General features: G+C 38.9%; 13 protein-coding genes. 5 read left to right on the top strand and 8 right to left on the bottom strand.

Features of this window, described 5'->3' with window-relative positions; genetic code table 11:
- Window positions 1–6 precede the first annotated feature (6 nt).
- The gene (locus H7N69_RS01500; RefSeq protein WP_187884573.1) at window positions 7–1,248 is read left to right on the top strand and encodes a serine/threonine transporter; all 1,242 of its coding nucleotides are present in this window, start codon (window positions 7–9) and stop codon (window positions 1,246–1,248) included.
- On the top strand, window positions 1,248–2,615 hold the full coding sequence (locus H7N69_RS01495) for an L-serine ammonia-lyase (RefSeq protein ID WP_187884571.1): 1,368 nt from the start codon (window positions 1,248–1,250) through the stop codon (window positions 2,613–2,615). The genes H7N69_RS01500 and H7N69_RS01495 overlap by 1 nt, the downstream gene beginning before the upstream one ends.
- Window positions 2,616–3,261: 646 nt before the next feature.
- On the opposite strand, the gene H7N69_RS01490 is transcribed toward H7N69_RS01495, so the two are convergent.
- Complete coding sequence (locus H7N69_RS01490) at window positions 3,262–4,119, bottom strand: hypothetical protein (RefSeq protein ID WP_187884569.1); 858 nt, start codon at window positions 4,117–4,119, stop codon at window positions 3,262–3,264.
- On the opposite strand from H7N69_RS01490, the gene H7N69_RS08045 reads away from it, so the two are divergent.
- Window positions 4,043–4,231: a hypothetical protein gene (locus H7N69_RS08045; RefSeq protein ID WP_332246404.1), complete on the top strand. Its 189-nt coding sequence runs from the start codon at window positions 4,043–4,045 to the stop codon at window positions 4,229–4,231. The genes H7N69_RS01490 and H7N69_RS08045 overlap by 77 nt on opposite strands.
- Before the next feature lie 293 nt (window positions 4,232–4,524).
- On the opposite strand, the gene H7N69_RS01485 is transcribed toward H7N69_RS08045, so the two are convergent.
- The 7 genes from H7N69_RS01485 to thrS all read right to left on the bottom strand — a co-directional run bounded on the left by H7N69_RS01485 (window position 4,525) and on the right by thrS (window position 9,431).
- On the bottom strand, window positions 4,525–4,956 hold the full coding sequence (locus H7N69_RS01485) for a DUF1104 domain-containing protein (protein WP_187884567.1): 432 nt from the start codon (window positions 4,954–4,956) through the stop codon (window positions 4,525–4,527).
- 170 nt (window positions 4,957–5,126) lie between these two features.
- The gene (locus H7N69_RS01480) at window positions 5,127–5,285 is read right to left on the bottom strand and encodes a hypothetical protein (protein WP_187884639.1); all 159 of its coding nucleotides are present in this window, start codon (window positions 5,283–5,285) and stop codon (window positions 5,127–5,129) included.
- Between the two features lie 19 nt (window positions 5,286–5,304).
- Entirely contained in the window at window positions 5,305–6,165 is an 861-nt protein-coding gene (locus tag H7N69_RS01475) for an outer membrane protein (protein WP_000750178.1), read from the bottom strand.
- A 199-nt stretch (window positions 6,166–6,364) separates the two neighbouring features.
- Window positions 6,365–6,715 (bottom strand): 50S ribosomal protein L20, encoded by a 351-nt coding sequence (rplT, locus tag H7N69_RS01470; protein WP_001264175.1) that lies wholly within the window; start codon window positions 6,713–6,715, stop codon window positions 6,365–6,367.
- Window positions 6,716–6,809: 94 nt separating this feature from the next.
- Entirely contained in the window at window positions 6,810–7,004 is a 195-nt protein-coding gene (gene rpmI / locus H7N69_RS01465) for a 50S ribosomal protein L35 (RefSeq protein WP_001125542.1), read from the bottom strand.
- A complete protein-coding gene (gene infC / locus H7N69_RS01460) occupies window positions 6,985–7,596 on the bottom strand; it encodes a translation initiation factor IF-3 (protein ID WP_120932274.1) in 612 nt (203 codons plus the stop codon). The genes rpmI and infC overlap by 20 nt, the downstream gene beginning before the upstream one ends.
- A complete protein-coding gene (thrS, locus tag H7N69_RS01455; RefSeq protein WP_187884565.1) occupies window positions 7,593–9,431 on the bottom strand; it encodes a threonine--tRNA ligase in 1,839 nt (612 codons plus the stop codon). Before thrS ends, infC begins: the two co-directional genes overlap by 4 nt.
- A 356-nt stretch (window positions 9,432–9,787) precedes the next feature.
- On the opposite strand from thrS, the gene ppsA reads away from it, so the two are divergent.
- On the top strand, window positions 9,788–12,226 hold the full coding sequence (ppsA, locus tag H7N69_RS01450) for a pyruvate, water dikinase (RefSeq protein WP_187884563.1): 2,439 nt from the start codon (window positions 9,788–9,790) through the stop codon (window positions 12,224–12,226).
- Between the two features lie 110 nt (window positions 12,227–12,336).
- Window positions 12,337–13,575: a DUF874 family protein gene (locus H7N69_RS01445; RefSeq protein ID WP_187884561.1), complete on the top strand. Its 1,239-nt coding sequence runs from the start codon at window positions 12,337–12,339 to the stop codon at window positions 13,573–13,575.
- Window positions 13,576–13,646: the final 71 nt, after the last annotated feature.

Raw genomic sequence — 13,646 nt, 5'->3', positions numbered from 1 at the left:
AATAGCATGGTACAAGAAAAAGCGGTCATAAGAGATCCTAAAAAACTCAACGCGTTTGATTTGCGTTGGATGGCGTCCTTATTTGGCACGGCGGTGGGGGCTGGGATTTTATTTTTGCCTATTAGAGCCGGTGGACATGGGGTATGGGCTATTGTGGTAATGAGTGCGATCATCTTCCCTTTAACTTATCTGGGGCATAGAGCTTTAGCTTATTTCATAGGATCTAAAGATAAAGAAGACATTACCATGGTCGTTCGCTCTCATTTTGGCGCTCAATGGGGTTTTCTTATCACTTTGCTTTATTTCTTGGCGATTTATCCTATTTGTTTGGCTTATGGGGTGGGTATCACTAACGTGTTTGATCATTTTTTCACTAACCAGTTGCATTTAGCGCCTTTTCATCGGGGCTTACTGGCTGTGGTGTTAGTTTCTTTAATGATGTTGGTGATGGTTTTTAACGCTACGATTGTAACACGCATTTGTAACGCTTTAGTGTATCCTTTATGCTTGATTTTACTGCTTTTTTCTTTGTATCTTATCCCTTATTGGCAAGGCGCTAATCTTTTTGTGGTGCCGAGTTTTAAAGAATTTGTGCTAGCCATTTGGCTAACCTTACCGGTGCTTGTGTTTTCATTCAACCATAGCCCCATTATTTCAACCTTCACCCAAAATGTGGGAAAAGAATACGGCGCTTTCAAAGAATACAAACTCAATCAAATTGAATTAGGGACATCGCTGATGCTTTTAGGGTTTGTGATGTTTTTTGTGTTTTCGTGTGTCATGTGCTTGAGTGCTGATGATTTTGTGAAAGCAAGGGAACAAAACATCCCCATTTTGAGCTATTTTGCTAACACTTTAAACAACCCTTTAATCAATTATGCGGGGCCTGTGGTGGCTTTTTTAGCGATTTTTTCATCTTTTTTTGGGCATTATTATGGGGCTAAAGAGGGTTTAGAAGGCATTATCATTCAAAGTTTAAAGTTGAAAAAAGCTTCTAAAACCCTGAGTGTGAGCGTAACGATTTTTTTATGGCTGACTATCACGCTGGTGGCTTATATTAACCCTAATATTTTAGATTTTATTGAAAATTTAGGCGGACCCATTATCGCGCTCATTCTTTTTGTGATGCCCATGGTCGCTTTTTATAGCGTTTCTAGTTTGAAGCGTTTTAGAAACTTCAAAGTGGATATTTTTGTGTTTGTCTTTGGGAGCTTGACGGCTTTGAGCGTGTTTTTAGGACTATTTTAATGGCTAGTTTTTCCATTTTATCCATTTTTAAGATCGGCGTGGGGCCTAGCTCTTCACACACCATAGGACCTATGGAAGCGGGAGCGAGATTTTGCGGGTTGTTAAAAGGCATTTTAGAGCAGGTTGAACGCGTTCAAATCACCTTGCATGGCTCATTAGCCTTAACGGGTAAAGGGCATTTGAGCGATGAAGCGGTTTTGATTGGCTTGCATGGTATTTATGCTAACGAATTGGAAGTAACAACCAAAAAAGCCTTATTGCATGAAGCACTTGAAAACAAAGTTTTAAAACTCGCTAACCAACGCAACATTCAATTTGATTATACTAAAGATTTGATTTTTGACAACAAACCTTTAGCCAGACACCAAAACGCTCTCATTCTAAAAGCTTTTAACGCTAATAATGAGGTTTTAAAAGAAGAGACTTATTATTCTGTTGGTGGAGGGTTTGTTTATACTGAAAAAGAATTAGACAACTTATCTAAAGAGGGTGGAAATGAAAGCATTGCCTATGATTTTTCAAGCGCTAAAGAGTTGCTAGAATTGTGCCAAAAACACCAAAAAAGCATCGCTGAAATCGTGCGTTTGAGAGAAAACGCTCTCAAAAACCACCCTGATGCAACGATGACCAAAATCTATCATGCGATGCTTGAGTGTTATCATAATGGGGCTAATTCTAAGGAAAGGTATCTGCCTGGTTCTTTGAAAGTAACACGATTGGCCCCAAGCATTAAAACGCGCCTAGAAAAGCACCCCACAAGCGGGAAAGACCCCTTAGCGTTGATTGATTACATTTCGCTTTACGCTCGCGCCATTGCTGAAGAAAACGCTAGCGGAGGCAAGGTGGTAACCGCCCCTACTAACGGAGCGTGCGCGGTAGTGCCAAGCGTGCTTTTATACGCCAAAAACCATTTGTTTGAAAATTTATCGCAAAAGGCTATTAATGATTTTTTGCTCACCAGTGCGGCGATTGGCTATCTTTACAAAAAAAACGCTTCCTTGAGCGGCGCAGAAGCGGGGTGTCAGGCTGAAATTGGCGTGGCAAGCTCTATGGCTGCGGGGGGGTTAGCTCATTTGTGCCAAGCGACCACGCAACAGGTTTTAATCGCTAGTGAAATCGCTATGGAACACCATTTAGGATTGACATGCGATCCGGTGGGGGGCTTGGTGCAAATCCCTTGCATTGAACGCAATGTTTTAGGGGCGATTAAAGCGATCAGCGCTTCTAAACTAGCCTTAGAAGATGAATACAAGCCTAAAGTGAGCTTAGATGAAGTGATCGCTACGATGTATGCAACCGGAAAAGACATGAATGAAAAATACAAAGAGACTTCGTTAGGGGGGTTAGCTAAGACTTTAGAATGCTAAGGGATAGCTCTAATCTTTAGGGGTTTTATTTCCTAAAAAAGGCTTTGTTTTTATCAAATATCAATAAGCCTTATCTGCTTTGATATTCTTAAAAAATTTTAAAAAATAGGGTTTTAAAGCGTTATTCCATCGTTTTGGATTCCATTTTATAGTAAAAAGTTTATTTAAACTCATAAGGGGATAGGAGGCCTTTTGAAATCATTCCCCTAACCCCCCAAAACTCCCCATAACCCTATAAAAGCGCGTCATGAGAAACTATCACTCGCTTTTCGCAAGCTTTTTTTAAATGTGAAAAATACTCAAAAGCATCAATTTGATTACCAATACCCCACTAAAATAAAACCAAAAATTTTCACATGCTTTTATATGAAATGCGTTGGAATGTCTTAAGGTTATTTTATCATGGCTCTATCCGTCATTATGTTTCAAAGATTTTTGCGTAACAAAAGAGCTAATCATTAAGCGTAAAAAGAGCTGAAAAGTTTAAAAACTTCAAAAAAGCGGTGGTTTTTAAAAGAGATAGTCCTAACCAATAAGACACAGAGCTTAGCAATAGAGAGCTATAAAGCCTAGAAAAGAAGCACTTGAGAGACTTATTTAAAGAAAGCCCCCCTACTCAAAAAGGTAAGCTAGCTATTTTTCCTTACTATTTTTCAGACTCACTAGAGCCACTAACTTGCTTTTCAAACTCTTGTTGTAAGGCCTGTTGTTGCTTTTCCTTCTTTGAAAGGCGTCGTTTTTTCTTGGGCTTTTTTTCCTTTTTTGGAGAAGTCTCTGGCTCTTTTGAAGCTGTTTCTTTGAGCGTGTTAGCGTTAGTCATAGGGTCTAGATCCGGGTTAGAAGAATTCTGTGTCTTAGAAGAGCTTATAAATTCAGGGCTATCAGTATGGCTTTCAAGCTCCCCACTGCTCCTCTTTTGGAATGCTGCCTTAGTGTCTTTCTCAGCTTGTTCTTCCATTTTTTTAAGAACGATTGCATCCACTTTTCTAGCCTTTTCTTTTTGGCTCACCCTAACCATGCTGATCAAGTATTTGATATACCCATCATACATGTCTCCAAACTGCTCATGCAAAGCCCCAAAATCTGAGCCTTTGTAAAGCCAATTAAATAAGGGGAGTGAAAGCTCTGTCCCTAAGTCTTTAAGCACATGCTTATAAAACTTTTCTCTGTCATTCACCACAAAAGAAACCTTGCCATTCCTATGCTCGTAGTAACAAATCTTTTGCTCCACGCAATCTTCCAAACTCCCCTTAAAGAAAGCTCCAAAAGCGGACAAATCGCCCTTACTCATCTTGGTTTCAGAATACTGGTTAAAATTCTTCACGCGCTCTTTTTCTAAATCAACCATGCTTTTTAAAACCCTCTTGCGGTCTTTTTTCACATTCCCTGTGGAGCTTTCAGAAAACATAACATTGGGATCAACTGTAGTGTTAATAGTAGCAGAAGCCGTTTCTGCTCTCAACAAAAAAGTCGTAGCCGCTAAAAAAAATAAAATTCGCTTCACACCAAACTCCTATATCCATAACCACAACAAAAACAGACACTATTCTTCATTAAGCCCTCTTTTAAAATCTTCTTCTATTTATAAAAACCACTTAGAATTCAAGCTATTTTGATCACCTTAAAATACAGACTTTCAAAGGGTATTTATCATTTGGGTATGATACTATAAATATCCAAAAAATACAAACACTCCAAAAACTTTAACCCTAAAAAATTTGAGACGCTCTTTACAGCTAAGGGATTTTAAGAGTAGCAAGACCCACCCACCAGATAGCCTCTATTTTAAGAGTCAACGCCCAAACGCTATGACAATTATAACACGAAAACGCCCTAATTCCCACAGCCAAAAGCTAGGGGCTTACAGCGTGGTTTTACAAAAATCAAAAAAGTTAGCACACCCTAAGTGCTAATGCTTATGATGGTTTGGTTTTTTCCCTTTTTTTCCCTTTTTTTCATGGTCATGAAAAGGGCCTTCGCATGCGCAATCATGCAAATCCAACCCTTCTTCACGATACTCTTTCATGGTCATTGTTTTCTTTTTGTTAGCAATGACTTCAAGGATTTCTTTTTTACGCTTGTTGCGATCTTCTTGACTTAAAGAAGCCAAATTCTTATCCATAGCTTTCTTAAAATCCGCTTTATAACTTTTACGCTCTTCTTCTTTCATCGCTTGTAATCGCTTATTGACTTCCGCACGAAACTCCGGGACTTCGCTAGGAGCGACTTTCCCTGCTTGCTCTAATAGTTGCTTATTATCCATGCTCTTAAAATCACTCGCATTCAAAAAAAGCCCCAAAAAAGTCCCAGTAAATAATAAAGAAAACGCCAATTTTTTCATCAAATGCTCCCAATTCAAAAATAAAAGATAAATTTTATCATCTAGTTGATTAAAGATAACTTATAGCACTTTAATAGCCAATTGATTTTTAGATTTTATGATCAGCGCTCCATTAAAACAGCTAACCTATATCCCTTATTTTTAAAAATAATGAACTCATTTTTGATTTTTCAAAGACTTGTTTGTGTGCGGTTGTTGGTAAGTTCAATTGCTTGTAAGGATTGCACTTTAATTTTTAGCAAGTAGCCGTATTGATTTTTTAAAGCCTTTGATACAAGAAAATCATAAAAGGCCATAAAGAGCAAAAGCCCTTTTCTATGCCCCCCCATAAATTAACCCTAAAACACCTTAAAAGCTTACAATGTAACGCCAATAAAAGGCATAGGGGCGGTGGAAGGTGAATCTGTAAGTGGTCCCTTCAGGAACATTATCCGCACTAGCAGTATAATAATTGTTGCGAATGGTTTGGATTTTCAAGCCAATTTCAAAACCTTGGTGTTTAGTGCCTAAGCGGATCCCACCATTAACTAAGACCTGAAAATTTGATGGGTGGAAACTCCCTCTATATTCTTCAGCTAAGTCCTTAAAATAATAGTTTGTTGGACCCCAAGAGGTGCCACCAATCGCAACGCCCAAGAAAAACCCAAAATGCAAATTCTCACGATTGAAAATAGCCGGGTTAAACAACACATCTGTGCCAGCCCCATAGCCAAACATGAAACTTTGAGAACCCTTGCGAGCGTCTCTCATGCCATAATCATTATAAGTGTAATACTTATAATAAGAGCTTGCAAAATCAAAGAATCCGTAATAACGCATTCCAAATTGTGGGGCTTTCTTAAAAAAATGCTTATACCCTACAACAAACCCAAAACCATTGATAGCGTATTGTTGGTTGCTTAAGCCTTTATACCCACGAGTCCCTAGAGCGCCATGAGTAAGCCCTCCTGTTGGGTTTGACGCTGTAGGCATGTTAGGCGTATTAGAGCCGTAAGCCCCACTTTGATTACCATTACAATTCCCATGGGAACAATTTTGAGCGGTAGTGCTGAGCATACCTAACTGGTAATCAATCCCTATAAAAGCAGCATTCCTTTCACCTTTTTTGGTAGGGCTAGTCTTAATAGCTTTTTCTTGCTTAGGGGTCTCTGCTGACAATAAGCTTGTCATCGCTAGAGAGATAGCACCTACTATAACAGATTTCTTCATGTATTCCTTCCTTCTACATTTTCTCTACTTGAGTTCTAAATGCCACATTCTACTATAAAATTGCTTTCTTTTTGATTAAATATAGCGATTGAATGAGAATAAATTGAAACAAAAATCAATTTTAGGAACTTTTTAGTAAAAATTCCTAAATCCTCTCACCTTTTTTAGGTTAAAACTAAAACCTAACAGCCAATAGAGATTAAAGATGCTCTTTCACGCTCTCTAACACGCTCTTAAAGGCTTGCATGTCATTCATCGCCATGTCTGCTAAAACCTTGCGGTCTAATTCAATATTAGCCACTTTTAGGGCATGCATGAAGCGCGAATAACTTGTATTGTGCATTCTGCAAGCCGCATTAATCCTTACCACCCACAAACTCCTGAACTCTCTTTTTTTTTGTTTGCGATCCCTAAAGGCGTAATACATGCTCCTTTCAAGCTGTTCTTTAGCCTTTCTAAAATGCTTTCTTCTGCCACTATAAAACCCTCTAGCGAGTTTTAAGACTTTTTTATGGCGTCTTCTGCGCACAACGCCTGTTTTAACTCTCATTTCTTTACCTTTCTTTTTAAAATATTTTTAGGTGCGTTTTTCAAACGACTTTCCCTTAAATAAGGGGATTAACTCCACTTTCTAATGAGCATTCCTAAGCCCTGCAAAGCAACGACATGACAGAATGCGCGTTAGTGTGATGCACATGTTTTGGCGCGTTTAAATTGGCTTTACGCTTAGGGCTTTTTTTAGTCAAAATATGGCTTTTAAAAGCGCTGCCACGCTTAATCAAGTTTTTTTTAACTTTAAAACGCTTAGACGCGCCGCGATTAGTCTTCATTTTTGGCATGATTTTCTCCTTTCATAAGGTTAATACGATTAAAAGGCGGGTTATTTTCTTTGGTTTTCTTTTCGTTTTTGGGGGTTTCTTTAGCCTTAGGCACAAACATCCACGAAACAAAACGCCCCTCAGTTTTTGGCTCTTTTTCAGGGTTGGCTAAATCTTGCATCATCGTTTGCACTCTAAAAAGCACATCAAGCCCGGCTTTTGAGTTTTGGCTTTCCCTACCCTTTAAAACCACTTTGAATTTGACATGCTTGTTGGCTTCAATAAATTCCCTCGCATGCTTGACTTTATAGTTAATATCGTTTTGCGCGATTTGAGTGGAAAGCTTGATCTCTTTGATTTCAATTTGCTTTTGCTTTTTCTTGGCTTCCTTGATTTTCTTTTCATTTTGATAGCGGAATTTATTATAATCCATCACCTTACACACAGGGGGTTTCGCGCTCGCTGAAATCAAAACCAAATCCAAGCCTAAATTTTGAGCGATTTTTAGCGCTTCTTTAGAAGAAATAATCCCATACACTTCGCCATCATCGCCCACACAACGCACTTCTTTAAAATTAATGTCTCCGTTTAACAACACTTCGTTTCTACTCAAAAACTAACCTCTTGCATCTTGGATTCAACCATGTTTAAAAACTCCTTTAAGGGCATTTTATATTGAGCTTGCTTTTCTCTGTCTCTAATGGATAAAATTTCGGTCTCCACCTCTTCATTCCCTAACACTAAAATCATAGGGATTTTTTGTTTTTCGGCTAAGCGCACCTTTTTATTCAAGCTGTCGTTTTTATCCAGCACTTCTACAAAAATATCGCGCTTTTTTAGCGCCTCTTTTAATTTCAAAGCAAAAACATGATGCTTCTCATTAATAGGAATGAGAGCGATTTGAGTGGGCGCGACAAAGAAAGGGAAATTCCCCCCAAAATGTTCGCTCAAAATCGCAATAAACCTTTCAAACGAGCCTAAAATCGCTCTGTGGATCATCACCGGCTGTTCAGCGTGATTGCGCTCATTAGTGAAAGCGAGCTTGAAGCGTTCAGGCAAATTCATATCCACTTGAATCGTGCCGCACTGCCATTTGCGCTTTAAAGCGTCAGTGATTTTAATGTCAATCTTAGGCCCATAGAAAGCCCCTCCCCCTTCATCAATCTTATAATCAATGCGGTGCTCTTTTAGGGCTTCTTTTAAAGCGTTAGTGGCCTTTTCCCAAACTTCATCATCGCCTATGGATTTAGCCGGTCTAGTGGATAATTCCATTTCATAGCTAAAACCAAACGCTTTCATGATTTTGTGCGTGAAATCTAAAATCGCGCTCACTTCGCTTTGGATCTGTTCAAAAGAGCAAAAAATATGTGCATCGTCTTGGGTGAATTCCCTAACCCTTAAAAGCCCATGCAACACGCCGCTTTTTTCGTGCCGATGCACCACGCCGTATTCATAAAACCTTAAGGGCAAATCCCTGTAGCTGTGTAAAGCGCTTTGATAGACTTTAATATGTCCCACGCAATTCATAGGCTTTATGCCGTATTCTTGCTCATCAATCGTGGTGAAATACATGTTTTCTTTATAGTTGTCATAATGCCCACTGATTTTCCACACATCGCTCTTTAAAATCTCAGGGCCTTTAACCGGCTCATAGCCTCTTAAAAGTAACGCTTTACTCAATAAATCTTCAATGCGCTTCCTAAGCCTTGCCCCTTTAGGCAGCCATAAAGGTAAGCCCGCCCCTATCTCATCATCAAAACTAAAAAGCCCTAGCTCCACGCCTAGCTTTCTGTGATCTCGTTTTTTCGCTTCTTCTATTTGGAAAAGATAGTCTTTTAAGCCCTCTTTGGTGGCAAAAGCGATGCCATAGATTCTAATGAGCATTTCATTGTTTTCATCGCCACCCAAATAAGCCCCAGCCAGTTTAGTGAGCTTGAAATGGTTTAAAAAACGAGTGTTTGGGAGATGAGGCCCCTTACACAAATCTTCAAACTCGCCTTGTTTATACACGCCAAACGCATCGCCACTGATTTTACTCATCACCGCATGCTTTAATTCATCGCCCTTAAAACGCTCCAAAGCTTGCTCTCTGGTTAAAGTCTCTTTAGTGATAGCAAGCTTTAACTTCGCAAATTCTTTCATTTTCGCTTCAATTTTAGGCAAATCCTCTTCGCTGATTTTTGAAGCGGTCTTGAAATCGTAATAAAACCCCTCTTCTACCACAGGGCCTACAAAAAATTTCGCGTCCGGATAAAGGGCTTTCAAGCTTTGCGCGAGCAAATGCGCGCATGAATGCCTGATCACCTCTAAAGCCAAAGGCGAATCATCAAAATATATCGGCTCGCTCCCTTTTAACGCTTTGATCCCATCGCTCAGCCCTAAGACTTTCGCGCTCTCTAAATCTATTATTTGCTCGTCTTTATAAACAGCAATCAATTCCGCACTCATTCTTTAAAACTTATGTTTCCTTTCTTCAAACCTTAAAATTTAGCAATCTTTTGAGCCAAACCCGCATTGCACTTGCGAATCCACTTTCTCAGCTTTAGGGTCGCTCATAGGCTTTAAACACGCTTGTAAAAATACCATACAAAGCAAATTTAACAATAACCGCCTATACAAAACCACCCTTTCTATTCAAAAATACCTAACTAATCGCTCATTATACAATAAAATCATAAACCAAAAAAATACACCCTCTTATTAACAAAGCTTAGAATACAAACTGGCTAAAACTAAAGCTCTATCATGCTATCATTATTATATTTTTGTTTTAAGAGACTTAATGATCATTTTAAGGGAGTTTTGTGCGATATATCAAGTTTTTCAAAGAGTTGAACAATAAGAATGTGAATCTGGTTGGGGGCAAGAACGCTAGCATTGGTGAAATGTTTCAAGAATTAGTACCAATTGGTATTAAAGTGCCTGATGGCTTTGCGATCACCAGCGAAGCGTATTGGTATCTTTTAGAGCAAGGGGGGGCTAAACAAAAAATCATAGAGCTTTTAGAAAATGTTGATGCCACCGAAATTGATGTGTTAAAAATCCGCTCCAAACAAATCAGAGAGCTTATTTTTGGCACGCCTTTTCCTAGCGATTTGAGAGATGAGATTTTTCAAGCTTATGAAATTTTAAGCCGACAATACGACATGAAAGAAGCCGATGTGGCGGTAAGGAGTTCCGCTACTGCAGAAGACTTACCGGACGCTTCTTTTGCCGGGCAACAAGACACTTATTTAAACATTAAGGGCAAAACCGAATTGATCCACTATATCAAATCCTGTTTAGCATCGCTTTTTACCGATAGAGCGATTAGTTATAGAGCGAGTCGTGGGTTTGATCATCTAAAAGTCGCGCTCAGCGTGGGGGTGCAAAAAATGGTGCGAGCGGATAAAGGCAGCGCGGGCGTGATGTTTTCTATTGACACCGAAACCGGTTTTAAAGACGCGGTGTTTATCACTTCAGCGTGGGGGTTAGGCGAAAATGTGGTGGGCGGCACGATAAACCCTGATGAATTTTATGTGTTTAAGCCCACTTTAGAGCAAAACAAACGCCCCATTATCAAACGCCAACTCGGCAATAAAACGCAAAAAATGGTCTATGCCCCAAGAGGTAGCGAACACCCTACCAGAAACATTAAAACCACCAAAAAAGAATGGCAGTCCTTTTCATTGAGCGATGAAGATGTGCTGATTTTAGCCAAATACGCCGTTGAAATTGAAAAACACTACTCTAAAGAAGCCAAACAATACCGCCCTATGGATATAGAATGGGCTAAAGATGGCGAGAGCGGGGAAATCTTTATCGTTCAAGCGCGCCCAGAAACCGTTCAAAGCCAAAAAAGTAAAGAAGAAAATCAAGTCTTTGAAAAATTCAAATTCAAAAACCCTAACGAAAAAAAAGAAATTATCTTACAAGGCAGAGCGATTGGGAGTAAAATCGGATCAGGGAAAGTGCGTATCATCAATGACTTGGAGCACATGAATTCTTTTAAAGAGGGCGAAATTTTAGTTACAGACAATACCGATCCGGATTGGGAGCCTTGCATGAAAAAAGCGAGCGCAGTTATCACCAATCGTGGGGGGCGCACTTGCCATGCCGCTATTGTAGCGAGAGAAATTGGCGTGCCAGCTATTGTTGGGGTGAGCGGAGCGACTGATAGCCTTTATACCGGCATGGAAATCACGGTTTCTTGCGCTGAGGGCGAAGAGGGCTATGTGTATGCAGGCATTTATGAGCATGAAATTGAAAGGGTGGAGCTTTCTAACATGCAAGAAACTCAAACAAAAATTTACATTAACATTGGAAACCCTGAAAAAGCCTTTGGCTTTTCTCAGCTCCCTAATCACGGCGTAGGGCTGGCCAGAATGGAAATGATTATTTTAAATCAAATCAAAGCCCACCCTTTAGCTTTAGTGGATTTGCACCACAAAAAAAGCGTGAAAGAAAAAAATGAAATTGAAAACCTTATGGCAGGCTATGCTAACCCTAAAGATTTTTTTGTGAAAAAAATCGCTGAAGGCATTGGCATGATCAGCGCAGCGTTTTACCCTAAACCTGTCATTGTGAGAACGAGCGATTTCAAATCCAATGAATACATGCGCATGCTTGGCGGCTCTAGCTATGAGCCTAATGAAGAAAACCCCATGCTTGGTTATAGGGGAGCTAGTCGGTATTATTCAGAGAGCTATAATGAAGCGTTTTCGTGGGAGTGTGAAGCCTTAGCGCTAGTAAGGGAAGAAATGGGCTTAACAAACATGAAAGTGATGATCCCTTTTTTGCGCACCATTGAAGAGGGTAAAAAAGTCCTAGAAATCTTAAGAAAAAACAATTTAGAATCCGGTAAAAACGGGCTTGAAATTTATATCATGTGTGAATTGCCGGTGAATGTCATTTTGGCTGATGATTTCTTAAGCTTGTTTGATGGCTTTTCTATTGGATCAAACGATTTAACCCAACTCACTTTAGGCGTGGATAGAGACAGCGAGTTAGTCAGCCATGTCTTTGATGAAAGGAATGAAGCGATGCTAAAAATGTTTAAAAAAGCGATTGAAGCTTGTAAAAGGCACAACAAATATTGCGGGATTTGCGGGCAAGCCCCAAGCGATTACCCTGAAGTGACAGAGTTTTTAGTCAAAGAGGGCATCACTTCCATTTCTTTAAACCCTGATAGCGTGATCCCCACTTGGAACGCTGTAGCCAAGTTAGAAAAAGAATTGAAAGAGCATGGCTTAACTGAACATTGATAATAAACATTGATAATAAATAAATCAATCTAACTTGAGTGGGTTTTTCGTATTAGTTTCCATGATATAATTTTGAAAAGTGGGATTGTTTTTTGAAAAAAAGGTTGGTGATGGAATCAGTAAAAACAGGAAAAACAAATAAAGTTGGCAAAAACACAGAGATAACTAACACAAAGGCAAATAAAGAGACTCATTTTAAACAAGCGAGCGCCATTACAAATACGCTCAGATCAATTGGTGGGTTTTTTACAAAAATTGCAAAGAAAGTTAGAGAACTTGTAAAAAAACACCCCAAGAAAAGCAATGCGGCATTAGTAGTATTGACCCATGTTGCATGCAAGAAAGCAAAAGAATTAGACGATAAAGTCCAGGATAAATCCAAACAAGCTGAAAAAGAAAATCAAATCAATTGGTGGAAATATTCAGGATTAACAATAGTAACAAGTTTATTATTAGCCGCTTGTAGCGCTGGTGATACTGATAAACAGATAGAATTAGAACAAGAAAAACAGGAGGCAAATAAGAGTGGGATAGAGTTAGAACAAGAAAGACAGAAAACAGAACAAGAAAGACAGAAAACAAATAGGAGTGAAATAGAGTTAGAACAAGAAAGACAGAAAACAAATAAGAGTGGGATAGAACTCGCTAATAGTCAAATAAAAGCAGAACAAGAAAGACAAAAGACAGAACAAGAAAAACAAAAAGCAAATAAGAGTGAGATAGAGTTAGAACAGCAAAAACAAAAGACAATTAATACACAAAGAGATTTGATTAAAGAACAGAAAGATTTCATTAAAGAAACAGAACAAAATTGCCAAGAAAATCATAATCAATTCTTTATTAAAAAAGTAGGAATTAAGGGTGGTATTGCTGTAGAAGTAGAAGCTGAATGCAAAACCCCTAAACCCACAAAAACCAATCAAACCCCTATCCAGCCAAAACACCTCCCCAACTCTAAACAACCCCGCTCTCAAAGAGGATCAAAAGCGCAAGAGCTTATAACTTATTTGCAAAAAGAGCTGGAATCTTTGCCCTATTCACAAAAAGCTATCGCTAAACAAGTGGATTTTTACAGGCCAAGTTCTATCGCTTATTTAGAATTAGATCCTAGAGATTTTAACGCTACAGAAGAATGGCAAAAAGAAAATCTAAAAATACGCTCTAAAGCTCAAGCTAAAATGCTTGAAATGAGGAATTTAAAACCAGACCCACAAGCCCACCTTTCAACCTCTCAGAGCCTTTTGCTCGTTCAAAAAATATTTGCTGATGTCAGTAAAGAAATAGAAGCAGCTGCTAATACTGAAAAAAAAGTAGAAAAAGCGGGTTATGGTTATAGTAAAAGGATGTAGGCATAAGAAAACACCATAAAATCGTTTTTAGCTTATTTATGGTATTCTAAAAACTCTACGTTACCCAATTA

The sequence above is a fragment of the Helicobacter pylori genome, assembly GCF_014497725.1.
Taxonomy (GTDB): Bacteria; Campylobacterota; Campylobacteria; order Campylobacterales; family Helicobacteraceae; genus Helicobacter; species Helicobacter pylori_DE.
Note: the sequence above shows the minus strand (reverse complement) of the source record. Positions and strands in the feature narration are given on the sequence as shown.

Bases quoted from the DNA above. Each gene is read 5' to 3' on its own strand.
- H7N69_RS01500 (WP_187884573.1), top strand. From the start codon at position 7: ATGGTACAAGAAAAAGCGGTCATAAGAGATCCTAAAAAACTCAACGCG.
- H7N69_RS01495 (WP_187884571.1), top strand. From the start codon at position 1,248: ATGGCTAGTTTTTCCATTTTATCCATTTTTAAGATCGGCGTGGGGCCT.
- H7N69_RS01485 (WP_187884567.1), bottom strand. From the start codon at position 4,956: ATGAAAAAATTGGCGTTTTCTTTATTATTTACTGGGACTTTTTTGGGG.
- H7N69_RS01480 (WP_187884639.1), bottom strand. From the start codon at position 5,285: ATGGGGGGGCATAGAAAAGGGCTTTTGCTCTTTATGGCCTTTTATGAT.
- H7N69_RS01475 (WP_000750178.1), bottom strand. From the start codon at position 6,165: ATGAAGAAATCTGTTATAGTAGGTGCTATCTCTCTAGCGATGACAAGC.
- rplT (WP_001264175.1), bottom strand. From the start codon at position 6,715: ATGAGAGTTAAAACAGGCGTTGTGCGCAGAAGACGCCATAAAAAAGTC.
- rpmI (WP_001125542.1), bottom strand. From the start codon at position 7,004: ATGCCAAAAATGAAGACTAATCGCGGCGCGTCTAAGCGTTTTAAAGTT.
- thrS (WP_187884565.1), bottom strand. From the start codon at position 9,431: ATGAGTGCGGAATTGATTGCTGTTTATAAAGACGAGCAAATAATAGAT.
- H7N69_RS01445 (WP_187884561.1), top strand. From the start codon at position 12,337: ATGGAATCAGTAAAAACAGGAAAAACAAATAAAGTTGGCAAAAACACA.